Origin of the sequence: Methanobacterium petrolearium (genome assembly GCF_017873625.1) — an archaeon.
Lineage (GTDB): Archaea > Methanobacteriota > Methanobacteria > Methanobacteriales > Methanobacteriaceae > Methanobacterium > Methanobacterium petrolearium.
In genome coordinates this window covers 1-25,105 of the sequence record NZ_JAGGKL010000007.1, presented here as the reverse complement: position 1 = coordinate 25,105, position 25,105 = coordinate 1, and the positions used below count along the sequence as shown (strand labels likewise).

Here is a 25,105-nt window from a genome sequence, read left to right as displayed (position 1 = left end):
GAAGTGATCTTCATTTGTAATTTTTTTAGTAAATACATCTTCATTTAAAAAAAAAAAGGAGAAAAAATTAAGGTTTTAGAAAAAAATCTTAATTTATAGAGTGATGTTTCCACCATTAGGCCAGTTCAAACCGGTCCAGGTTCATGACTTTGTCCCATGCCATTATAAAGTCCTGTAAGAACTTTTCCTGGGAATCTTCGCATGCATAGACTTCTGCCACTGCCCTGAGCTCAGAGTTTGAACCAAAGATGAGATCAACACGAGTACCAGTCCACTTATGTTCTCCGGTTCCTCGATCCCGTCCTTCAAAGACATTATCTTCGGCTGAGGATGCACTCCATTCAGTTTTCATATCCAGCAAGTTCACAAAGAAATCATTGGTAAGTGCCTCAGGCTTTTGAGTGAAAACACCATGCTGGGACCCTTCGAAGTTGGTATTCAAGACACGTAAGCCACCAAGGAGAACCGTCATCTCTGGAAGTGTCAAAGTTAAAAGTTGTGCCTTGTCCACCAGCATCTCTTCGGCTCTGAACATGGTTTGAGTCTTCAAATAGTTTCGGAATCCATCTGCAACTGGTTCAAGTGGGGTAAAGGCTTCCACATCGGTTTCGTCCTGTAGTGCGTCCATGCGTCCGGGTGTGAATGGTACAGTTACATCATAGCCAGCATTTTCGGCGGCCTGTTCAACACCAGCACAACCTGCCAAAACAATGATATCAGCCAGTGAAATCTTCTTGTTGCCAGATTGAGCCTGGTTAAATTCTTTTTGAATACTTTCAAGTACTTTTAGCACTTTGGTTAGCTGGTCTGGTTGGTTGACTTCCCAGTCCTTCTGGGGTGCCAGGCGTATGCGGGCACCGTTGGCACCTCCACGTTTGTCTGAACCACGGAAGGTTGATGCTGAAGCCCAGGCTGTGGAAACCAGTTCTGAAACTGACAGGTTAGAAGCTAGTATCTGGGATTTTAGGTTATTGATGTCTTCTTCATCGACTAGTTCATGGTTGACTGCTGGGATTGGGTCCTGCCAGATGAGATCCTCGTCTGGTACCTCGGGACCAAGGTAACGTGTCTTGGGGCCCATATCACGGTGGGTTAATTTGAACCATGCTCTGGCAAATGCTTCTGCAAGTTCGTCCGGGTTCTCATAGAAGTGTCGTGAAATCTTTTCATATGCTGGGTCGAATCGTAGCGAGAGGTCTGTGGTGAGCATTCCAGGGGTGCGACGTTTGGGTGAGTCATGGGGATCAGGTACGGTATCTTTGCCTGCTTCACCTTTCGGCCTCCACTGGTAGGCACCGGCTGGGCTCTGAGTTAGTTCCCATTCGAATTCAAACAGGATCCGGAAGAAGTTGTTGTCCCATTTAGTGGGGGTGTTGGTCCAGATAACTTCTGGGCCACCAGTAATCGTGTCATCACCTTTACCAGTGCCGAAACTACTCTTCCAGCCTAATCCCTGTTCTTCGATTGGGGCGGCCTCTGGTTCTGGTCCCACATTCTCAGGATCACCTGCACCATGGGTTTTACCGAAGGCGTGGCCACCGGCAATGAGGGCTACTGTTTCCTCATCGTTCATTGCCATCCGAGCAAAACTTTCCCTGATGTCATGGGCTGCTGCTATGGGGTCTGGTTTACCGTGTGGGCCTTCTGGGTTTACATAGATCAAACCCATCTCCAGGGCTGCGAGTGGATTGTCGAGGTCACGATCGGTACGCTTGCCTCCAAGCCATTCCTTCTCTGAACCCCAGTATACGTCTTTTTCTCCTTCCCAGATATCTTCACGTCCGCCACCAAAACCAAAGGTCTTAAAACCCATGGATTCCAGGGCCACGTTGCCGGCAAGTATCATCAGGTCTGCCCAGGAAATTTTCCTGCCGTACTTTTGTTTGATGGGCCAGAGCAGTCGGCGTGCTTTGTCGAGGTTGGCATTGTCTGGCCAACTGTTTAATGGTGGGAAGCGTTGATTACCACTGCCTCCACCTCCGCGGCCGTCTCCTACACGGTATGTGCCTGCACTGTGCCATGCCATACGGATGAGTAACGGTCCGTAGTGACCAAAATCCGCTGGCCACCAGTCCTGTGACTCTGTCATAAGGTCATGAAGGTCTTTCTTCAGGGCCTCGAAATCAAGACTCACAAATTCTTGAGCATAGTTGAAATCTTCATCCATGGGATTGGACTCAGAACAATGCTGGCGCAGGATGTCCAGATTCAACTGGTTGGGCCACCAGTCAATGTTTGTAGTACCACTCATAGCAGGTTTTTTGCTTTTTTCATCCATAATTTCACTCTCTTGTTTAAATCCAATTCATCTATTTTTGATTTTACAAAAAATGTGAATTTCGTGTTTCAGAGCTTAATTAAGACTTAATATACTTCGTTAGAAATAAATATAATTTGAACTTTTTTCAAACATTTCTAACAATTATATTATTAGTAACAGCTTTTATTAAAAAATTTTTATTTATTGGTACGATGAATTCATAAGTTGGATAATAATGTAGAATCTATGAATTCCAAGTAATCCGAAAATTAAAAGAATTTATCTCTTTTTTATCCCAGGGAGAGTTTGACTGGATTATGTCATGAATTTCCTTAAAGATTGATCTGGTATATATATAAAAATATATAAGACGTTATAAATGGTTATATACAAAAATATATAAGATTTTGTGAAAAAAAAGATGGTGAAGTAATTTTAAGTTATTTAGCAAAAACTTTTCTCACTTCGGCTAATTTATCACTTACATCTTTCTTTTCTGTCAATTTTCCATCGTGGAATATGAGTTCATTCACTTCCTCAAACTTCCAAGCCGGATGAAAGCCCCTATGGGTATCTTCTACGAACAATGGAGTGAGATAGACAAAGTTTTTTTTTATCACCAACTAATGGGATACTTAGTATAAGATTTTATATGACATCATATCCTAAATGAAATTAGATTTTATTATTGAATACACATAGATTTTTAGATGAATTAGTTAAAGATTGAAATACCCTTAATCTCCCATTTTGATTGGGAACTAACTCATATCATCTTTATAATATTTTATAATCTTTCTTGAGGAGGAGTAAATTTGGTTGAAGATTCAAATAAAGTTTTTATCACCTGTGCACTGCCCTACGCCAATGGTCCCTGTCACCTGGGACATCTGCGTTCCACTTACATCCCAGCAGATATCTATGCCAGATACCATCGGATGAAAGGCACTGATGTACTGTTTGTATGTGCCACAGATGAGCATGGGACACCCATAGCAGTTCAGGCAGAGAAAGAAGGTGTACCTCCACTGGAGATCGCAACCAGAAATTACGAACTGATTAAAAAAGACCTGGAATCCTGCAATATCTCTTTTGATAATTTTTCACGTACCACCGACCATTTACATTATGAAATTTCCCAGAACTTCTTTTTAAACCTTTATGAGAATAATTACATTTATCCCAAGACCATTGAACAACTTTACTGTCCTGAATGTGAAAGATTCCTCCCTGACCGTTACGTGGAGGGTATTTGCCCCCAGTGCAATGCTGAAGGAGCACGGGGAGACCACTGTGAAACCTGTGGAAGACACCTGGAACCAGTACAACTTGTTGAACCCCGCTGCTTAATATGTGATACCACTCCAGAAGTGAGGGAATCCAACCAGTACTACTTCCGTTTAAGCAACTTCCAGGATCAGTTAAAGGAATCCATTGAAGGTAACACTACATTGCCAGCAAATGTCCGTAATTATGCCATGCAATGGATCAATGAAGGATTGAAAGACTGGATCCTCACCAGAGACATGGATTGGGGTATCCCTGTCCCATTGGAGGATGCAAAAGGTAAAATCATTTATGTCTGGGGTGAAGCATTCCTGGGGTACATCTCCTCAGCAGCACAATGGGCCCGCAGAGTTGATCAGACATGGGAACCCTACTGGGATGACCGGGCAGTGCACTTCATTGGTAAAGACATCATCTACCATCACAGCATATTCTGGCAGGCCCTGCTCATGGCTTATGGCTGTAAACTACCCTACAACATCATAGCCGGAGAATACCTGTCCCTGGAAGGAAAAAAAATGTCAACCAGTAAGAACTGGGTGATATGGGCCTCTGACTTCATGGAAAAATTCGATTGTGATCTTTTAAGATATTATCTGGTGGCCAATGCACCCCTCACCCGGGATACTGATTTTTCCTGGGATGATTTCCAGCGCAGAGTCAACGATGAACTGGCAGATGTGGTGGGAAACTTCATGCACCGTACTTTTTCATTCACCCACCGCTTTTTTGAGGGAAAAATACCCCAACCCGGCCCCCTGAATGAATATGACCAGGAAGTAGAATTCCAAATCAAATCAACACCCAAAATTGTTGGTGAACATATTGAAAACTTCAATTTCCGGGAAGGTTTAAAGGCCATAGTCAAATTGGCTAAACTGGGTAACAAGTACTTCAATGACCAGGAACCATGGAAAGCAGTTAAAGAAGATCCTGAAAGGGCTGCTACCTGCCTTTACCTGTGTAATCAGCTGGCAAAAGTCATCAGTGTTATCATCACCCCCTACCTACCAGGCAAATCCCATGAAATGAGGGAAATCCTGGGCTTAATTGATGATAGCCTTGAATGGGAGGATTCTGCTCAGTTCATCCCTGCAAAAACCGCCATTAATAAAGCTAAACCATTATTTGCAAAAATTGAAGATAACATCATCCAGAAAGAAAAGGATGACCTGTATAATAATTTAGAGGAGACAACTACTATGAAAAAGATTATAAGTATTGAAGACTTCGTTAAACTGGATTTAAGAGTTGGAAAAATCATTGGGGCTGAAAAAGTAGAAAAATCAGACAAACTACTGAAGCTCATGGTGGATGTGAAGGATAAAAAGTTGCAGATTGTGGCTGGCCTGGCCACCAATTACTCCCCACAAGACATATTAAATAAGAAAGTGATTGTCCTGGCGAACTTGAAACCAGCCAAACTCTTCGGCATAAAATCAGAGGGAATGCTCCTAGCAGCAGATGATAGTCTTTCACTTTTAACTGCTCCTGATGCAGATGTAGGGGAAGGAATAAGATAATTTAGGGTTAAAACCTGTAAATAAGTTACTGTTAGTTTAAATGCCTTAATATTTAGGTGGTATGTTATCACATTAACTATTTGAACGAAGGAATAAAATGAACGAATCTGTACTCATAGGTAGATCCGAACGTTTTCTGGACCAGATCAAAAGAAAAATAATATCAATTGATGATATTCAGGAAACAGAAGAGTTTTTCAAGCTTTACAATTATTTAAAAAGCAACATGAATACTCTGCAGGATATGCGTGAGAATATGGAAATGAAGGGATACACTGCACCCTATCGTTCCATTAACAAGTATGGCCGTACACCTTCTGCAGAGGTGAAGGCAGAAGACATGTACGATATCAGCCGTCACAGCCAGTACTTCCGGATGAACGCCGCTGCCAAGAAAAACATCCTGGACCGGGTTAAATCAGCTATGAGTTCCCACCGTATTGCAATTGGACATTTAGAAGAATTCGTAACCATAGAATGTGAATCATGCCACAAAAAATACAGGGGCCATGAAATATCAGAGTTCAGCCAGAAGCAGTGTGAATGTGGAGAAACTAATCTGAAATTGCACATAAACCATGATGGTGTTTATCGTCTGGAAATCATTCCATTCTTACCTCTTTCAGGGGATTATATGGTTAAATTATCCCAACTGAGCCCATTAAGTAGGAAAGCATTCCGCAGTATGGTGCGTATTTTAAAACAGGAAAAAAGGGGCATAGTTAAGACAGTGACCCTGGTAATTAAGGTGATGGAAGATGGTAGGTGGGTGAGGAAACGGGTGATCATTGATGCTGATGATGAGGGAAACTATGAAAAAGAGATCAGAAAGCAGTATGGTTCCAACGCCCGTATAGAGTTGATGCAGTTTCACCGGAAAAAACCTTCCATAATCAATGATAAGCATGTGCAAACTGCCCTTTCACTGGGTTATGTTAAGCATGCAGAAACCCAGATCCTCCAGTTTTTACCAGAATTACTTGAAAAATCCTTACATGATAAAAGTAAAGTTGATATCTACCATGATTCTTTAAATGTTGCCTTAAAAAAGGCCAATAAATTAGACACTGGTGAAGATCCTGAAACATTACAGAAAATGTTTTTAAACAGGGAACTGGAGGAAAAGGGACTTCTAAATTCTGAAGGTGTTCCCCCGGAAAGTTTCAGGAAAGATTTGAATAAAAAAGAGAAAATTGAAAAATGCCTATTTCAGGAGATTCCCAGGATCTACATCCTCTGGGATCTCTTGCATTACTATTTAACCACCTCTTATGATCGTAGGAATAAATATTCAGGGCCATTTCCCTACCTTCGCCCGGGACTGGATTCTAATCAGATTAAAGCTTTCCAGGATTTCCATGTGGAAGCAGTAAAGATCATTCAGGAGTATCTGGATGAAAAAATTGAGTACATACCCCGCATGGCAGAGGTACTGTCCAGTAAGTTCTCAGTTGAAAAGAAGATGAAAGGTCTTCATCTGCAGATGGGACCGGCCATGGGCGCTGCCATTCTTTCCACCAAGGGAGGTTTATCTGTTGAAAATTCTGCCAGGGTATTTTCTGTAGATCGTGAAGATGTTGCAAAAGAAGAAGAAAACCTCAGTACTTTACAACCGGTTAGTAACAAAGCCAAAAGATTTATGGAAATGATGAAAAAATAGAATTCTGTGGAGTGGCTGCTTTGAAAGATGAAATATACTTTAATAAACCATTATCTTTCAGCAAGATCATGGAACTTTTAGACCAGTATCCTGATCTTAAGAAGATAAATTGCCCTCCTAGTTTATATTCACGGACTTCATCAAAATATTTAGAGGCACTGGATGAACTGGGCATTGCTGTTGTACCAGTAGAAAAAAAAGGACGTCCCAAAAAGTATAAAGATGAGGAAGCAAAAAAAGTACAGGAATTATTAAAATCTGGACAAACGCCTACTGAAATATCAAAAAATTTAGGTATGGCCCTTAAAACTGTGTACTACCTTAAAGATTCTCCACTGAAACCCGGACGGAAAAATAAGTACAGCCCACAACAAGTTCAGGAAGTTAAAAACCTTAAAAATAAGGGGATTCCTGCAAAAAAAATTGCATCTCGCCTGGATATTCCCATTAGAACTGTTTATTCCCTGTTAAAACGTGATTAAAATGGAACCTAACCTTATTCTCTTATACCAGAACCTGCTTTTAAACTCGACTATCTGTGCCCTGGTGGCATTTGCAGTAACCTTCTTGAGCATGCCCCGCCTTATTAAAAAACTTAAAAAAGCAGATATTGTTGGAAAGGATATTCACAAACCTTCCAAGCCACTAGTGGCTGAAATGGGTGGTATTGGTATTCTTTTCGGTTTTATTATTGGGATATTTCTGGGGATGTACTTTTATCCTGAACTGCAGTTCCAGCTTATCATTTCCTTACTGGTGATCCTTCTGGTGGGTATGGTGGGTATGGTAGATGATCTGGTTATGCTCTCTTCCAAGGAAAAACTGATCCTGCTTTGGTTGGCTGGATTACCCCTTATCTGGATTGCACCCCCTAATGTTGGAATAATTTACATGTTATCCATGCCTATTGCTGTTTCCATTGCCGCCAATTTAACCAATATGTTGGCTGGCATGAATGGTATTGAATCAGGTCTGGGAGCCATTGCCATGACTTCCCTCAGTATTGCCTGTATCATCATGGGAAAATATGATGTGGCAGTAATCAGCATGTGCATGTTAGGAGCTCTCCTGGCATTCCTTTACTACAATCGCCATCCTTCCAATGTCTTCCCCGGAGATGTGGGAACATTAATAATCGGAGCTACCATCGTGGTAGTGGCTTTTTTAGGCAGGGTTAAGATCATTGCCCTTATAGTTCTTATACCAAATATTATCGACATGTTATTCAAATTAAAAAGTGCTGGGGTAATGGAAAGGCAACAACACCAGCCCACCCAGGTGGGGGAGGATGGGAAACTTGTGGCTCCTGAAACTGGTTTCAACTCATTGATCCGCTGGATCCTGAAAAGACCCATGCAGGAAAAAAACGTGGTTATCATTGTATGGTTAATTGGATTATTATTCGGTGTGGTGGGAATTATCACAGCATACCTTCTTAAAGCACGTATGTTTTAAATAAAGATTAATATTCACCTATTTATACTGTATAACTATTTCACTTATTTTTTTGTATCAGTACAACAATAAATTCAACAATAGTCTAATATATCTATAAAAAAAATCACTCCCAACACACATCTGCAGTAGTAAATACATAATTATCTGAAAAAGCTGGATTGAAAACAGAATTTGTAAGGTTTTGTGTGTGAAATGATTCGCAAATTTTTTTCCGGGCATAATAATTTATCCGATCACCTAAACAGTTCCGGTCTGACTCGTCAATTACTGATGGTGCCGAAGCATGAATCTTTAATTGAATCTTTGTTTTCTGATAACTCTGGTTAAAACCCTCTTTTGAGTAATAAATTTTAGTGATTTTTACCCCAGATGGATTTACCAGTCTAGGATGTTTTATTATATAATCCCTGTAGGCATCATCAGGATATATGGCGAGGCCATCATAAAGAGCTCCCTGTAATGCTCCTGCACGAGATGCACTCATGGCTTGATTTAACTCATTAGAATTCATCAAACCCATAATTAGTGGAAATAGTAACACCACAGTAATACCCATCACAATCACAAATTCAATGGGAAGCTGTCCTTGGCGATCATCGGTTAAATTTTGCATTTTATCATTCAACTTATCACGATATCACTCAATTTCTAATTTACCCACTTGTCTGGATAAAACTGGATTTAACTACAAATCCTCAAAAATTATCACCCGGTGATGATTATTGTCATCTTTTACATTTCTGATGGTGTAGTTACGTTTTGGAAACATCAAAACCTCATATTGGTCCTGATCATAGTTGGAAATATATTTGCGATAGGAAAAGGAGTATCCACATCTTCCGCCAATAATCACCAAAACACCGGATTGATTAACTTTAACTTTATAAGTTGATCCCCTAATGTACGATGGCATTTCAATCCTTACCTCATGACCTTCTCCACCAGAATACGACACTTCAAGGGCATTGGCAATTTTTTCCGATAGCAAACGTGCTTCAGTAGATTCAACAGTTTCTTGTACTGTAGTTAATCTTCCTTCAGCTATGCTGATAACACTGCCAGTTATCATCAGCAAGAATAGTACTGAAATTATGAAATCCATATTCAGACTAGCCAACTCATCATTTATAATATTATCACCGATAAAGTTATTAAGGTAATAATATTATTAATACTTAATTATGTAATAAAAGGAGGGGGTTAACATGTCCCCAAATAAAGTAATGGAAAAAGCCGTTGAACGTTTTGAAAAAGAGGTAGAGAGTTTTGACTTGTTGGTTACATTTAAAGAAGATATAAAATCTTTGTATTCGGAAGATGATATGATAAATCAAATTGAATTAGCATTAGATAATGTAAAATCCTATTATATTAAGGAAACAGAATTCTATAATGTAGTTACCTTAGATTTGGAGATTGATGACTCCAATGAAATTATTCAGAGTTTAACAGAATCATCTCCAGAATTTATTGAAAAGGCAGTTCCTATAGATGCAGTAGTACCATCAATATCCGATAATATCATAAGTACGGCTATAGAAATCGCTGCAATGAAGATGACCGGAGAAGAATCATTCACTGTGAATTGTGAACTTAGAAGTAATCATACAGAACCCTTAAAAGAAGTTACCAACAAAGTCCCTTGTGAAGTATGCCGAAAGTTAAATCTAGAATATACATTAGAAACCCCAGACTGGATGATAATAATTGAGGAATTGGGTGAAAACACTGGAATAGGTATTTGCCGCCCTGATGAAATCCTTATCAATTGATAAATTTATGTCAATTTTAAAAATATTTTTTTATTTCTTTTAATCTACCACCCTTTTTAAAACTATCATCTACCCTTTTTTTTCTATTTTATTAAGTTTTCAACAGCATACTAGAGAGTTTTCTACATCTTTAAAACACATGCCAATTTATCTTGATCAATATTCAGTTGACAGTTTTCTACAAACAATTAGTTAACTTTCACTTGGTAGTTAACTGTCACAGGGAAATTTTATTTACAACTTCAAGAAATGAATTATATTGTGTATCAATTATGTACAAAATATTGCTCTTCAGTGGTGGAGTATACAAATATGAACTCCTGGTAGAACATGTAGACGATGTAGGTGGATTAATAATACAGGAAGATGTCCTCCGTATCTCTCGTGGAACTTCATTTCTAGCTGATGAACTTCGTGTAATATTGATCGTCCCTTCAAATGAAATTTCCAGCATTAATTCTGTTGCCAGTGATATTAAAGGCCATGTAGAAGAATTAAAACTTGAAAAACCTGTCCATGAAAATCTCGTAGATATTTTACAAATTTATGATATTCTATGTAAGACCAATTCATGGTTGAACATTGATTCGGTTATGAAACTGATGATATCCGATGATGAAAATGGATTCATAGAAACTAATGAGGATTCTGGAAAGAATGATACTGAAACCATCCAAAAACTTGAAGAATGTCTGGATTTAATGTTATCCCTCAAGATTGTGGATAAACGCACCGAAAATTCAGAGTCAGAATATTGTATCTCAAAAGATTAAAGAATCACATCTGATTAAACAATCTAAGTTACACTATTGATTAATAGTACTATACTAAAAATTAGATGAACATACGTATACTATGATTAATTTACCTTACTGAGTAATATGGATGCTTATTCATCTGTTAAATCTAATTTAAGCAACACGTACTTGTTAACTTACTAAAACAATACTCTCTTGATGAAAAAAACTTAAAAATAGATGGAATTATGATCAAAGGAGAAACTCTGATTTTCATAGGAATTACAGCTGTAATTGTCGGGATGCTGCTCTTATTCCTGGGAACAGCCCTCTTATCATCAGGGAAAAACCAGGACAATGAAAAGGATGGCAGAACCGTTAAAACTAGTGGAGTGATACTAATCGGACCCATTCCCATTATCTTTGGCAATGATAAAAGCATGACCACAGTTACCATAATCGGTGCTATTCTTTTAATGGTGATAGCATACTTCCTATTTTATAGGGGAGGTCCCTGAGTTAATAAAAAACCCGTAAAAACAGTTAAATACTTTATTTAGTTTGAATATTATTAAATATTATCCATTGATTTATATAACTGATTAAAAATGGTTTAAACATGAACATTAATCTGAAAAATCGGAAATACTTAATTGCTTTACCAGCCTTGGCTGCACTTTTTATTGCATTAATTCCCACCATAAAATATCAATGGCCCATAGGATGGGATATAATATATCATGTGCAGTACGCCCAGGTTTACGCACAGTACGGATTCACATTAACTGATCCTCAGTTAAATGCCCCTTTCGGTAGAAAAATTGCTTATCTCCCCCTTTTCCATTTTTTGATAGTTGGAATTGGCAGTTTATTCAACATCAACTATTTCCAAGTAGCCCGCATCTTACAGCCCATATTTGCCATGTTTATAGTTTTTTCGGTTTCATATGTGGCTAAAAAATTATATGGCACACTGGCTGGAGTCGGAGCCGGATTTCTGATACTATCCAGTTATCTGGTTAGCAGGATAATTTTACCTTTACCTGAAAATCTGGCATTGATATTTCTCCCCTTATCAGTTTACCTGTACTATAAATCTTTAGAAAATAAAAATCTCAAAACTGCCTTTTTTGGAGGAATACTATTTCTCATAATACTTTTAACCCATCAAGGAGCTACATTATGCCTCCTCATCCCAGTTATCGCCATTACCCTCTTAGAATTGCTTGTTTACAGAAACATTGATGTTTTAAAGAATTTCACATCATTTTTCCTGGCCATAATACTAATCATAGTAGCTGGACTTATATCACTCCAAATAGTTGCACCCCAAATATTACAGAACATTATGCAGCAGGGTATAACTGCTATTACCGGGTTAAGTACTTCACTTCCCTTAAATCGTTCCCTTGGATTCTTTAGTTATCTGGGAAACCTGGGAGTTTTAGTGCTAATATTTTCCCTGATTGGATTCATATCCATATTAAAGAAAATTCAAATAAAAGAATTCATGAGGAAGGATCTGGTCATCCTGGTGTGGATTCTTTCCATGTTCCTTTTGAGCAATGCTTACTGGTTCGGAATTAATGTTATTTCCTACAGAGTGCTCATTTACCTTTTAATACCCCTTTCAATACTGGGAGGGTATGGTATAAAAGTTGCCTACCAAAAAATTAAGGATAACGAACGATTTTCTTCGAAAAATGCCCATAGTGTCTTTTTAGTGGTAATTTTTTGTCTGGCATTTTTTAGTGGAATTCTCACAGTTGAAAACCCTAAAATTGCAACATATGGTATCAAAAACCAGGAAGGATACATCCAGACTGCCCCTCCTTCAGATTCAGAGGCGGATCTGGCTAATTGGTTTAACGAGAATGGGAATAGCAGTCGTTATGTGGTTATTTCCAATCAATTTACTGGTATGTTTCTAGCCGCGAGTACTAACATGTCTTTTCGTGAAGGTTTCCAGTATTTTTCCACTAACAGTAATGTAACCATAGAAGAAAAAGGAGTTAAAACTAGTACAATAAATAATTTCAAGAAAGCCAATGTTGGTTACGTAGTTTATGACAAAAGATTGGTAACATCTCCTGAAGAAAAACCACTTGCCTTGCGCATGGTGGATACCGAATTTTTCCCTCTACAATATTTCACCCAGGACATCCATTCTAACATTAACCGTATAAAACCTGAATTTTCAAGGGTGGTGTATGAGAATAAGGATTTCATTGTTTGTGAAATAAATTGGTGACCCTTAAAATAGTATAGAAACATTATTAAAGGTAGATTAGTTATATTCAATAAAACAATATCCTCAACGATATTTAGCTAATGAAAATTAACAGAAAGGATAAATAAGATCAATATAAACAAGATTTAAGCTTATACAAATGTGATTATAATGAAAGTTTCTGTGGTTATCCCTGCTCTCAACGAGGAAGGAATTGTTGGAAAAACTGTCAAATCAGTGCCTTTAAAAAAATTGAAGGATGCGGGATTTGAAACCGAAATAATTGTAGTTGACAACGCATCAGAGGATAATACTGCTGATGAAGCCCGAGCAGCTGGTGCAAGGGTTGTTTATGAAGAAAACAGAGGATATGGGAATGCTTATCTTAGAGGGTTCAGTGAAGCATCTGGAGATATTATTGTAATGGGAGATGCTGATGGAACCTATCCCTTCAATGAAATGGTTGAATTTATTCAACCCATCCTAACTGAGAATGCAGATTTTGTGATGGGATCAAGATTAAAGGGTGATATTAAAGAAGGTGCCATGCCAGCACTGCATAAATACATTGGAAACCCTTTCCTGACATGGGTGCTTAATGTTCTGTTTCGAACCGGAATATCCGATGCACACTGTGGTATGAGGGCCATGACCAAAGAAACCTGGAATAAGTTAAAGCTCCATACCTGTGGAATGGAGTTTGCATCAGAAATGGTGATAGAAGCATCACGTCTGGATATAAAAATCGTGGAAGTTCCCATCACTTACTATCCTCGTGGGGGAGAATCAAAACTCAGCTCATTTTCCGATGGTTGGAGACACTTGCGTTTCATGATGTTATACAGACCGGGACCGTTCCTTCTAATACCGGGTTTAGTGGCTTTGATATTGGGTATTAGCTTAACTGCTCTGGTATGGGTAACAGGACAGTCTAGAATGCACTCCCTAATCCTGGGTGGTTTAATGCTCATTGTTGGATACCAACTGTTACTCTCTTGGTTTTACTTTGAAGCCTTTGGAGCTTCCTATGGATTTTCCACCAGTTCCAAAATGGCGAAAAGAATTTTGAACTACCATTCACTGGAAAAAGAGTTAATTCTGGGAGTGATTCTCCTGGCCATTGGAATACTACTGGGTATAAATGTTATAATCAGTTGGAGCACAGTTGGATTTGGAGCGCTGTTTGAAATCCAGAGTGCAATCTTTGCTATGATCCTATCTATTTTGGGTATTCAGACCATATTCTCCAGTATATTCTTGAGTCTGCTACTGTTAAACAAACAAAAATGAGAGGCTCATAACTTCCTATTTTTTAAATTCATCTACTTGATTGAAAATACAGATTTGTTTGTATACATTAATGAATTAATCAAATCAGAAATTAATTAAATTAGTAATGTAATCAATATAATAATACACATTTTACAAAAAAAGATTGGAGTCAATTTATTATGGCATTCCACCTGAGTATCATACTTTTAGTAAAAAATGGGGGTATGAGACTGGAACTTTTAATGGAGAGTTTGTGTAAGCAAAATTATAAGGGTAATTTTGAGATTATTGCCATAGATTCCGGTTCCGAGGATGATTCCATTCAAATTTTAAAAAAATATAACACCCTACTGTATAGAATAAAACCTGAAGAATTTCATCACAGCAGGACTCGAAATCTGGGAGCTGAAAAATCAAAGGGGGATGTTTTAGTTTACTTAACACAGGATGCTCTACCTATAAAAGAGGATTTCCTGGAAAAATTAGTGGCACCATTAAATGATCCTGAAATTGGCGTATCCTACGGAAGGCAAATTGCCAATCAAAATGCAAAGGAAGCAACTAAATTCTTTTACTCCTATTTTTATCCTGATGAACGAAAGGTTCTAAGAAAAGAACTGGCTGAAAACCCTAAAAATTTTTATCTTGGTTATATCTATGTTTCTGACGTATGTTCTGCAATAAAAAGGAATGTTTGGGAACAATTAAAGTTCGCTGACGACATTCCCATGTCCGAAGACAAAGATTTTGCCCTTAGAGTATTAAAATCAGATTATGAAATTGTTTATGAACCTGAAGCCACCGTTTATCATTCACATGATTATTCCCTGGATTCATTATTCAAAAGACGCTTGCAAGATGGTTCTGCTTTTTCTAATATTGCCTTGGAAGGTGAAAATGAATTTTTAGATCGGGGCTTCCAATTTGTAATAGAGGAAATGAAGTTTCTAATAAGAGAAAAACATCTTTTAGATATTCCCTACGCAATTATATATAATTTCATTGACTTTGTAGGATTTACTCTGGGAAAATATAAAAAATAGATGCATGGTTCATGCATAAAAAATGTAATAAGACAAGAATTAAAAAAAATAGAATAATACAGACGAATTATGGAAAAAAAACTCTGGAACTATGTTAAAATGAAAAATTCGGCTAATCCCCTGGTGAGTATCATAATCCCCAATTACAATGGTAAAAAACATCTTAAAGAGTGTTTGAACTCACTGGAAATGATGGAATGTGATGATTACGAAATCATTATGGTAGATAATGCCTCCAGTGATGGTTCTGTTGAATTTGTGAAAGATTTGTGTCCCGAAATTAATGTTCTTCCACTTGAAAAGAATTACGGATTTGCTGAAGGTTGTAATTTGGGTGTTCAGAAAGCCAGAGGATTTTATATCGTTTTTTTAAATAACGACACAAAGGTAGACGTTTTTTGGCTGAAAGAATTACTATTGGCTGCAGAGAAGTATGGTGAAAATCATGTTTATTCCAGTAAAGTTTTATTCTACGACCAACCTGATACCATAAACACTGTTGGTGGGATAATAACCCCCATGGGTAGCGGACTGGACATACATTTTGGGAAAAAGGATGTCGATAAATACAATAAAGTTCGCTTTGTTGCTTCCCCTTCCGGATGTTCTATGCTGTTGAAAAAGGCCTTATTTCTGGAAATGGATGGCTTTGATAAGGATTATTTTGCTTATCTAGAAGACGTGGATTTTGGATGGAGATGCTGGCTGAAAGGACATAAAACCTATTACATTCCCCAATCTGTTGTATACCATAAATATGGAAGTACCGGGGGGAAAATGGACACACCATTTAGAGTTTTTAACGTTCAAAAGAATAGACTCTTCAATATTTTAAAGAATTTCTCTCTTCCAAAGATAATAACCGGATTTGTTGTTTCTGTAATGTTTGATCTTGTTCGCATCTTTACCTTCCTGGTTCATGGGGACTTTTCCCTCATATCCTCAATTTTAAAAGGAAATTACGCTTTTGTTAAAGGAATATCAAAAACACTTCCTAAACGGAAGTACATACAAGAAAACAGGGAACTTTCTGATGGGCAAATGGAAAAATTAGGTTTGATAGCGTCTTTAAACTGGTGTTTAAATGAGTATAAAAGGTTAGGAAAACTAAGATGACAAATAAACTATAAAGGAAAACTAAGATGAAAATCTGTCAATTAATATATACTTACCCCCCTCATACAATTGGAGGGGCAGACATATACGCCCATACCATATCAAAAGAACTCTCTAATAAGGGTCACCAGGTTGTGGTTGTAACAACCCAACCATATGATGGTTTATCTTCATTGAAACCATCCTGTACCATGGAAGATGGAATTAAAGTTCATCGTTTTTATCCATTAAACATATATTCCTGGACAAACTCGGCAGAACAATCCTTATTACGTAAAATGATATGGAGTGGACTTGACATATGGAATTTACACACCTATTTAACCATTAAAAAAATATTAAAAGAAGAAAACCCCGATGTAGTGCATATACACACCCCAATATGGATATCTTTATCTGCATTTGATGCTATAAAAAGTCTGGATATACCATTCATATTTACTGTCCATGAATTTCTTTTATTGTGCCGCAAAGCCTCATTATTACATGCCAATGGAGAAGTATGTGACGATCCACGCTCGATTTGTAAATTATATCAAAAAGCATCTAGACGTATAATTTCTAATAAACCTGATGTGGTTTTATCACCATCCAACTTTGTGTTTGAAGTGTTGAAAAAAAATAAGTTCTTAAATAGGTCTAAATGTGTAAAACTCCCCCTTGGTATTACTCCGAGTGAGAATAAACCTGAAAAAGATTATAAAACCATCGATATTATATATACTGGTGCTCTTACTGAGCATAAAGGAGTGGATGTTCTAATAAAAGCATTTAAAAATTTGAAAAATGAAAGTGTTAAGCTGCATATAATTGGTAAGGGCGAAAAAATGGAAAATTTGAAATCACTCGCCCATAACGATGAGCGAATAATATTTCATGGTTTTTTAGATGGCAATAAACTTACATCACTTCAAAAAAAAGCAAATATTACTGTTATGCCCTCAATTGTATTTGAAAATTCACCAATGACAATATATGAAAGTTTTAAGTTTGGAACTCCAGTAATTGCGAGTAGAATTGGAGGAATCCCCGAATTAGTTGAGGAAAAAGTTAATGGTTTTCTTTACGAACCTGGGAAGGTGAGTGAGTTGAAAGATCTGCTCCAATATTTAATTGAAAATCCAGAAGAATTGAAAAAATTAGAAAATGGGGCTTTTAAATCAAGCCAGAAATATAGTATGGACTTACATATTGAAACTCTGGAAAAACTATATAAAGAAATATCTGACAAAAAGATATAAAAATCTGACTGATACTAACCTCCAATTTTTAGAACACATAAATAGTTTAATTGGTTAATCACTGTAACACTACGAAAATCATTATTATATATAATTAAAGTTCAAGTAATCTAATAAAATCACTGCTAAACTGGTATTTTAATTACAGGTTTAAAATTGATAGTATCTTTAAATACTGAATATACTATGTTAAAATTAGTCCTGTTATCTGATTTGGAGAATATTCATGTTATCATCAATCAATAAGATAAAAGATATTGGATCAAGAGAGGTTTTTGCCTTAATTATTTTACTACTTTTAATAACAGATCTGGTTAGAATTCTAAACATCCCTGGTCTTAAAGAAATTTTACCTTTGATCTATTTCACCATAGTCCCTGGATTATTAATTGTTATTTTAATGAACTTGAATAAGCTGGAGTTTATCAAAAAATTTGTATTGTGGATAGGAATAAGTTTGTCTTTTCTAATTCTCGTCGGACTAGGTTTAAACAGCTTGTATCCATTTATACTGAAACCATTAGATTTGTTACCTCTCCTGATTACACTTAACATTATAATAATTCTCCTGGCATTTATTGCCTATAAAAGGAACAAAAAAGAGTTTGAAATTCAGAGAATCTTCAATTTCACTATTGATACAAAGGATAAATTAATTTCTCCAATGATTTTTTCCATAATTTTCCCGTTCTTGGCATTTTATGGGACTTATTTGATGAACACTACCAGTAATAATTCTATTTTGTTGTTAATGTTGTTTTTAATTCCAGTATATTTTGTAGTGTTAATTGGTTTGCGGGATAAAATATCTAATTCTACTTATCCATTTGCTATTTTAATGGTTAGTTTGAGTATTTTTCTGATGCATGGGCTAACATCAAATTATCTCATTGGAAGAGATGTTCACCGGGAGTTCTATTGTTTCCAATATACTCTGTTAAATTTACACTGGGATCAATTGATATATAATATCACTTTAAACAGTTGCTTGAGTATCACTATTTTACCCACGATTTACAGTGTTTTAACATCTTTATCAGGTTTATCTGTTTTTAAGATTGTTTTTGGATTTATTGGATCAATAATACCTCTGGTAATCTACATTATATCCAAAAAATTTGTTGGGGATAAATACGCCTTATTTGCAGCATTATTAGTGATGTTCCAAATGAACTTCATAGAGTTACTGGGTATTGTTAGACAAGAATTTGCATTTTTATTCTTTTTCCTGGCTATTATGGTTATGTTTGACTCTAAATTAAGTGATAAAAATAAGAAAATCCTTTTCATTGTTTTTATGATTTCGGTTATCTTATCTCACTATACTTCAGCGTTCATAGGTCTGGCCCTAACCGTTCCCATCCTTTTAATCCCATTCTTAAAGAGTTTATGGTATGAAAAAAAGGTTAAATTTACTAATTTTGATACACTGGCTGTTTTAGGTGTTTTATCGTATGTTTGGTATTTTGTGGTTTCCCAGTCACAAAAGTCTACTGTAATTCGTACAGCAGCTAAATCTACTGGATCAGTCACAGGAGGAGCAGTTGGAACTACAGTTAACACCACCACCGATACCACTATATTATCAGTTTTTGGGATCCATGTTGAATCAATTCCCCAACTAATAAGTGTTATAGTAAATGATGCAATTTTCCTAATCATAGGTATAGGTTTAATAGCTGTATTATTAGGATATAAACATTATAAAGATAAGATCCCATTTGAATTTATTTTTGGGTCTATAATATCCGTGATTTTGTTGGTAATCTTTGTTTCTTTCCCATTCTTTTCACATGTGTATGGTGCTAGCCGAATCTTTCTTCAATGTTTAGTTTTTCTAGCACCAATGTTTGTTATTGGTGTAATAAAAATTACCAAAATAATTAAAAGACCCAAGTTGGATGTTGTAATTTTAGTACTACTGTTAATCTCACTTTTCACTGTATCCATACATTTTAACTATTATTTCAGTGGAATTCCATCTTCAATTTATTATGATACAGATTCCAATGAGCGAATAGAAACCTACATTTATGATCAGGATATCAAAGGTGCAGAATTTTTGAGCAAATATGGTGAAAAAGAATTATTAAAGATTCATGGAGACAGAATAGCACCTAGTAGACTAATGTTCGCAAATAATTTCTCAATAAATAATATAACTTTTATAACAAGCCGGAAATCCTTCCAAATACGGTACAGTCCTTTTAGATATCGTTATTTATATTTAACTTATCCAAACACTCAAATAAATCGTGTTTATGAAGCAATTGCTCCTCCACAATATATTGTAAATGCCACTCAAGGCTATAAACTTTTAAATGACTGGAAATCGCGAATATATGATAATGGAGGGTCAATGGTTCTAATACCATTTTGATTATGTCATGTGTATTTGATTATATCATGTGATAATCTCTAACATTTTAATTATTTAATCACTGAAATTTTTCTAATGATTTCAGCAAATTTTTACCTACTGAATTCCAGTCAAATTCATTTTCAGCTAATTTTCTTGAATTTTGACCCATCCTTTTGAGTTCTGCAGTATTTAAGTTTTTAAACTGGTTAATTCCATTCACCAAATTATTTATACTATTATCTTCGACTACGATACCTGAATTGTATCTTTTCACCAAATCTGCAGCATCACCAACATTTGAGGTTAAAACAGGTTTACTCATAGAAGTGTATTCAGCAAATTTTGTAGGAGCAGCCATTTCAGTTGCCAGATGGGAAGGTCTGGGTAAAATTAACACATCAGATAATGAATAATAATCAGGAACTTCATGTCGGTTAATTTTTGGGATGAAAACAATGTTTTTATCATTTACATTATCAGATTTTTCACCTCCCACAATCAAAAACGCGATTTCATCATTTTTAATGGTTTTTGCAGATTTTATCAGATTTTCTGTACCCTGCCAGCTTTGGAAACCGCCAACATAACCAAATATCAATTTATCCTCTAAGTCCAATTTCTCTTTTAATTCCTGAACTTTATCCTTTTTGTATTGGAAAAAGTCTAAATCAACACCATTGGTAACATAATCCATTTTTTCTAATCCAACACCTTTACTACTATGTAAATAGTCAATCATACGATTTGAAACACACATTATATGGTTTGAACATTTTAAATTTGCAAATTCCATAATTTTAAACAAGGTATAATCTGTTAAAAATTTAGGATTCATACTATATCCACATCTTAACAGAAGTTCCTGTAAGAAGTCTCCGTGCATGTCAAATACAAGAGGGACATTAGTTAATCTGCCAGACAACGAACAAAAAGCACTGGCACCTGTATTTGCATATACTAAATCATAGTTATGGTTACGTAATAGTTTTAAATGCTTAAAATAAACACCTAGTTGGGATGTTGTAATAAATTTGTCACTTGAAAATTTGTCTTTATCCTCAAAATTTGCATATTTTGATTTGTCACAATAATGTACTAAATCAACTTCATGACCTGCATCTTCCATAATAGTTCTTAAATTTGAAATACGCCACCATTCAGCATTATCTTCAGGGATTGAAATGTGGATACTTAATATTTTCATTATTACACCGTTTTATTATGAAAGTGGAGATATGAAAATTTCTATTAATTTCTTTTAGATTTTTTTGTGTGTTATTAATGTTGATTGTAATATTATAATATATTAAACTCAGTGAATTTTTTACTGGAGAACTTTGATGTATGGCCATATAAAATGAAATAACATCAGCCTTGATGATTAAAAAACCATTTAAAGTTTGGGTTTTATTTTTTTATTTGATATCTTATGCTGTTTATATTTTTATAACAAGAATATTAGATGATTTTTTATCCAAAAAAGCAACAAGAATATCCCAGATAAAAACCAATTAAGAAATCTTCATTGAATGTCTAAAAGTATATAAAAAGACCGTTTGTGTCTTTTTTTTTAAAATAAATCAAAACATTTATATGATTAATGAAAATATAACTTATAAAACGATCTTAAACATATAACTTCAACATCGAAGAAAGACTTTTATTTGATGATTGTTGGATGGGCGTGTTATTATTAAACGGAAAGGAATATTTATATTGTTAATATTTAGCTTAACAATTATTTTAAGTTCAGGAATAGTAAGTGCAACTGACGAAAATGTCTCACTAAACACCACAAACACCAGCCAAAACCTAGCAGAAACCACAACAAACAACCAAACACTCACAAACAACCAAAACACCACACAAACAGAAACCACAACAGAAACTGTAATAGAATATGCAGCAGCTGGAAGCACAACATTCACCCAAGAACAAATAATCGAAGCAAGCAACCGAGTACAACAATACATAGAAACCAACCAAAAACTACCCAACTACGTAACCATTAACGGCATAAACGTGAACATGCCCTCATTCCTAGAACTCTTAACCACCACAACCCAAAGAATCTACAACAAAGACACCAGAAACATCGAATACATAAAATGCAACAACCCCACATCACCCAAAGAATCCATACAATCCGGAGACATGTCACTAACCACATACATCACTGTTGCAGGAAAAGTGCAAAGATACATGGACCGCTACCTAATAGCACCCAACTACTCATCCCACAGCACCCTAGGAACACAATTCGGATACCAAAACCTCATCTACACCTACAGCAAAATCCTAACCACCTACAACAACACCAAAACACTACCCACAAACATCAAAGTATTCTCCTGGAACTACATCACCAACTACAAAGGCAGCTTCACCATAACCCAAACCATCGAAGCCGCCAACTGGGTACAAACATACATAGAAACCAACCACAAACTACCCACCAGCGTAACCATCACCGGAACCAACCTCCAAGGAAACCCCATAACCACCACACTAACCATGCCCACATTCCTCAACCTACTAACCACCATAACACAAAAAATCAACAACAAAGACACCACACCCGCAACCATAACCAACACCTACAGCACCCCCACATCACCCAAAGAATCCATACAATCCGGAGACATGTCACTAACCACATACATCACTGTTGCAGGAAAAGTGCAAAGATACATGGACCGCTACCTAATAGCACCCAACTACTCATCCCACAGCACCCTAGGAACACAATTCGGATACCAAAACCTCATCTACACCTACAGCAAAATCCTAACCACCTACAACAACACCAAAACACTACCCACAAACATCAAAGTATTCTCCTGGAACTACATCACCAACTACAAAGGCAGCTTCACCATAACCCAAACCATCGAAGCCGCCAAATGGGTACAAACATACATAGAAACCAACCACAAACTACCCAACACAGTAACCATCACCGGAACCAACCTCCAAGGAAACCCCATAACCACCACACTAACCATGCCCACATTCCTCAACCTACTAACCACCATAACACAAAAAATCAACAACAAAGACACCACACCCGCAACCATAACCAACACCTACAGCACCCCCACATCACCCAAAGAATCCATACAATCCGGAGACATGTCACTAACCACATACATCACTGTTGCAGGAAAAGTGCAAAGATACATGGACCGCTACCTAATAGCACCCAACTACTCATCCCACAGCACCCTAGGAACACAATTCGGATACCAAAACCTCATCTACACCTACAGCAAAATCCTAACCACCTACAACAACACTGGATCACTACCCGCAAGTGTCTTAATCAAACCATGGACAACAATTATAAATCCAAATGCTTCCTTGTACAAACCCGTGTTTATCACCACCGATTATATATACAGTAACAGCACAGATTGGGCGATGATGAACGAGATTGTAACGTATTTAGAAAGTAGGGGAGTAGATGCAACTGCATGGAAGAGAGATCCTAACGCACACTATTCAATCCTTACAGATTCCAGTGTGCCTGAAAATGCATTGATTGTTAATATATATGGTGGTGCATGTGCCGCAACTATTTATGAAATGGGAACTTCCAGTTATAAAACAATAAAGGGAATTACAGAAATATTTAGTATATGGATCTCCCCACCTGCCTGGAACATAACAAATTGCCCTACTAAAGACATAGATGGTAATAATTTCCTGCCTAAATCTTGGGATGATGATTTCAGTGGTGATCTTTTACCTGACTGGGGATACAACAGTACAGGAGATCTTGTCAAAGGATTAAGCAATCCCGATGAATACTTGAAAGAAAATGGATATAACTTTTTGGTGACCAGTAAAAACATCGAAGAAATGGCAAAAGCCATATACGAACAATTAATCCTCTAAGTTAATATCTAATTGAAGTTGAATAAATCCTTTCACATTAAATCAAGACTAATATGAATTTATGGATTTTTATCAACTTCAACATTTTCATTTTATAATATTTTTAATTAGAATTATTTGTTCGAATTTTTCCATATTTTTTTAAAGAAAAATAAATATATTAATATAAAAAAATTGTTTTTTTAAGGTTGAAATTATTAAAAAGAATCAGATATAACCCAAAAGCCAAAAAGACATTAAATCTTATAAAACATGGCAAAATTATTTATAAAGAGTTTTTAAAAAAAACTCTCGATTCGACTACTTTTAATCATATAAAGCCAGATTAATTCCTTTTAAGCTCTTATAACAGAAAATATTTCACAAATAAGAAAGAATCGGATATGACTATTTTATGGAAATAAACATTAAAATAAGTTAATTTACTAAAAATACCAAAGAAACTACCCCACTCAAATTAAGAAAATCTAAAAGGCTCAAACAAAGTCTTAAATCATGCCAAAAGACCTATACATGTCTTTTTTTGGAAAATAAATCAAAACATTTATATAAGTTAGGAAAATGATATTATAAATTAAGTTAAATTGAATAAAATTTATTTATTACTATCGGAGATGGGCGTGTTATTATTAAACGGAAAGGAATATTTATATTGTTAATATTTAGCTTAACAATTATTTTAAGTTCAGGAATAGTAAGTGCAACTGACGAAAATGTCTCACTAAACACCACAAACACCAGCCAAAACCTAGCAGAAACCACAACAAACAACCAAACACTCACAAACAACCAAAACACCACACAAACAGAAACCACAACAGAAACTGTAATAGAATATGCAGCAGCTGGAAGCACAACATTCACCCAAGAACAAATAATCGAAGCAAGCAACCGAGTACAACAATACATAGAAACCAACCAAAAACTACCCAACTACATCACCATCAACGGCATAAACGTAAACATGCCCTCATTCCTAGAACTCTTAACCACCACAACCCAAAGAATCTACAACAAAGACACCAGAAACATCGAATACATAAAATGCAACAACCCCACATCACCCAAGGACAACCAAAAAACAGGCACCATAACCCTAGCCAACTATATTTACATTGCAGGAAAAGTACAAAGATACATGGACCGCTACCAAATAGCACCCAACTACTCATCCCACAGCACCCTAGGAACACAATTCGGATACCAAAACCTCATCTACACCTACAGCAAAATCCTAACCACCTACA

General features: G+C 36.2%; 19 protein-coding genes. 15 read left to right on the top strand and 4 right to left on the bottom strand.

The features are described 5' to 3' along the window. Positions 1-115: 115 nt before the first annotated feature. On the bottom strand, positions 116-2,278 hold the full coding sequence (katG, locus tag J2743_RS07710) for a catalase/peroxidase HPI (protein ID WP_209626005.1): 2,163 nt from the start codon (positions 2,276-2,278) through the stop codon (positions 116-118). 797 nt (positions 2,279-3,075) lie between these two features. On the opposite strand from katG, the gene metG reads away from it, so the two are divergent. The 4 genes from metG (at position 3,076) to J2743_RS07690 (ending at position 8,185) form a co-directional block, all read left to right on the top strand. Continuing rightward, a complete protein-coding gene (gene metG, locus J2743_RS07705) occupies positions 3,076-5,070 on the top strand; it encodes a methionine--tRNA ligase (protein ID WP_209626004.1) in 1,995 nt (664 codons plus the stop codon). A gap of 97 nt (positions 5,071-5,167) precedes the next feature. Then, entirely contained in the window at positions 5,168-6,730 is a 1,563-nt protein-coding gene (locus J2743_RS07700; protein ID WP_209626003.1) for a DUF530 domain-containing protein, read from the top strand. A 20-nt stretch (positions 6,731-6,750) separates the two neighbouring features. Next, positions 6,751-7,212 (top strand): helix-turn-helix domain-containing protein, encoded by a 462-nt coding sequence (locus J2743_RS07695; protein WP_209626002.1) that lies wholly within the window; start codon positions 6,751-6,753, stop codon positions 7,210-7,212. Position 7,213: 1 nt separating this feature from the next. Continuing rightward, positions 7,214-8,185, top strand: a complete 972-nt coding sequence (locus J2743_RS07690) for an MraY family glycosyltransferase (RefSeq protein WP_245248160.1) — start codon at positions 7,214-7,216, stop codon at positions 8,183-8,185. Positions 8,186-8,291: 106 nt separating this feature from the next. On the opposite strand, the gene J2743_RS07685 is transcribed toward J2743_RS07690, so the two are convergent. Beyond that, positions 8,292-8,813, bottom strand: coding sequence for a hypothetical protein (locus J2743_RS07685; RefSeq protein WP_245248159.1), 522 nt, complete (start codon positions 8,811-8,813; stop codon positions 8,292-8,294). Between the two features lie 60 nt (positions 8,814-8,873). Beyond that, positions 8,874-9,305 (bottom strand): hypothetical protein, encoded by a 432-nt coding sequence (locus J2743_RS07680; protein ID WP_245248157.1) that lies wholly within the window; start codon positions 9,303-9,305, stop codon positions 8,874-8,876. Positions 9,306-9,393: 88 nt separating this feature from the next. Between J2743_RS07680 and J2743_RS07675 the strand changes: the two genes are divergently transcribed. From J2743_RS07675 to J2743_RS07635, 9 genes are all read left to right on the top strand, one after another. Beyond that, entirely contained in the window at positions 9,394-9,960 is a 567-nt protein-coding gene (locus tag J2743_RS07675; RefSeq protein WP_209626001.1) for a THUMP domain-containing protein, read from the top strand. 272 nt (positions 9,961-10,232) lie between these two features. Beyond that, positions 10,233-10,733: a methyl-coenzyme M reductase family protein gene (locus J2743_RS07670; protein WP_209626000.1), complete on the top strand. Its 501-nt coding sequence runs from the start codon at positions 10,233-10,235 to the stop codon at positions 10,731-10,733. Positions 10,734-10,945: 212 nt separating this feature from the next. After that, positions 10,946-11,215, top strand: coding sequence for a TIGR00304 family membrane protein (locus tag J2743_RS07665; RefSeq protein ID WP_209625999.1), 270 nt, complete (start codon positions 10,946-10,948; stop codon positions 11,213-11,215). Positions 11,216-11,316: 101 nt separating this feature from the next. Then, positions 11,317-12,948, top strand: coding sequence for a hypothetical protein (locus J2743_RS07660; protein ID WP_209625998.1), 1,632 nt, complete (start codon positions 11,317-11,319; stop codon positions 12,946-12,948). A gap of 150 nt (positions 12,949-13,098) precedes the next feature. After that, complete coding sequence (locus J2743_RS07655; protein ID WP_209625997.1) at positions 13,099-14,217, top strand: glycosyltransferase family 2 protein; 1,119 nt, start codon at positions 13,099-13,101, stop codon at positions 14,215-14,217. A gap of 161 nt (positions 14,218-14,378) precedes the next feature. Then, entirely contained in the window at positions 14,379-15,242 is an 864-nt protein-coding gene (locus J2743_RS07650; protein WP_209625996.1) for a glycosyltransferase family 2 protein, read from the top strand. Between the two features lie 69 nt (positions 15,243-15,311). Next, positions 15,312-16,358, top strand: a complete 1,047-nt coding sequence (locus J2743_RS07645) for a glycosyltransferase family 2 protein (protein ID WP_209625995.1) — start codon at positions 15,312-15,314, stop codon at positions 16,356-16,358. A gap of 26 nt (positions 16,359-16,384) precedes the next feature. Then, positions 16,385-17,599, top strand: a complete 1,215-nt coding sequence (locus tag J2743_RS07640; protein WP_209625994.1) for a glycosyltransferase family 4 protein — start codon at positions 16,385-16,387, stop codon at positions 17,597-17,599. 226 nt (positions 17,600-17,825) lie between these two features. Continuing rightward, positions 17,826-19,979 (top strand): DUF2206 domain-containing protein, encoded by a 2,154-nt coding sequence (locus tag J2743_RS07635; RefSeq protein ID WP_209625993.1) that lies wholly within the window; start codon positions 17,826-17,828, stop codon positions 19,977-19,979. Between the two features lie 58 nt (positions 19,980-20,037). Here the strand turns inward: J2743_RS07635 and J2743_RS07630 are convergent, their stop codons facing one another. After that, a complete protein-coding gene (locus J2743_RS07630) occupies positions 20,038-21,165 on the bottom strand; it encodes a glycosyltransferase family 4 protein (protein WP_209625992.1) in 1,128 nt (375 codons plus the stop codon). A gap of 512 nt (positions 21,166-21,677) precedes the next feature. Here J2743_RS07630 and J2743_RS07625 point away from each other — a divergent pair. Further along, positions 21,678-23,858, top strand: a complete 2,181-nt coding sequence (locus J2743_RS07625) for a pseudomurein-binding repeat-containing protein (RefSeq protein ID WP_209625991.1) — start codon at positions 21,678-21,680, stop codon at positions 23,856-23,858. Between the two features lie 652 nt (positions 23,859-24,510). After that, positions 24,511-25,105: pseudomurein-binding repeat-containing protein (locus J2743_RS07620; protein ID WP_280904557.1), on the top strand; the 595-nt coding region annotated here is incomplete at its 3' end.

Bases quoted from the DNA above. Each gene is read 5' to 3' on its own strand.
- J2743_RS07690 (WP_245248160.1), top strand. From the start codon at position 7,214: ATGGAACCTAACCTTATTCTCTTATACCAGAACCTGCTTTTAAACTCG.
- J2743_RS07640 (WP_209625994.1), top strand. From the start codon at position 16,385: ATGAAAATCTGTCAATTAATATATACTTACCCCCCTCATACAATTGGA.
- J2743_RS07675 (WP_209626001.1), top strand. From the start codon at position 9,394: ATGTCCCCAAATAAAGTAATGGAAAAAGCCGTTGAACGTTTTGAAAAA.
- J2743_RS07670 (WP_209626000.1), top strand. From the start codon at position 10,233: ATGTACAAAATATTGCTCTTCAGTGGTGGAGTATACAAATATGAACTC.
- J2743_RS07655 (WP_209625997.1), top strand. From the start codon at position 13,099: ATGAAAGTTTCTGTGGTTATCCCTGCTCTCAACGAGGAAGGAATTGTT.
- katG (WP_209626005.1), bottom strand. From the start codon at position 2,278: ATGGATGAAAAAAGCAAAAAACCTGCTATGAGTGGTACTACAAACATT.
- J2743_RS07665 (WP_209625999.1), top strand. From the start codon at position 10,946: ATGATCAAAGGAGAAACTCTGATTTTCATAGGAATTACAGCTGTAATT.
- J2743_RS07650 (WP_209625996.1), top strand. From the start codon at position 14,379: ATGGCATTCCACCTGAGTATCATACTTTTAGTAAAAAATGGGGGTATG.
- J2743_RS07700 (WP_209626003.1), top strand. From the start codon at position 5,168: ATGAACGAATCTGTACTCATAGGTAGATCCGAACGTTTTCTGGACCAG.
- J2743_RS07635 (WP_209625993.1), top strand. From the start codon at position 17,826: ATGTTATCATCAATCAATAAGATAAAAGATATTGGATCAAGAGAGGTT.
- J2743_RS07645 (WP_209625995.1), top strand. From the start codon at position 15,312: ATGGAAAAAAAACTCTGGAACTATGTTAAAATGAAAAATTCGGCTAAT.
- J2743_RS07630 (WP_209625992.1), bottom strand. From the start codon at position 21,165: ATGAAAATATTAAGTATCCACATTTCAATCCCTGAAGATAATGCTGAA.
- J2743_RS07660 (WP_209625998.1), top strand. From the start codon at position 11,317: ATGAACATTAATCTGAAAAATCGGAAATACTTAATTGCTTTACCAGCC.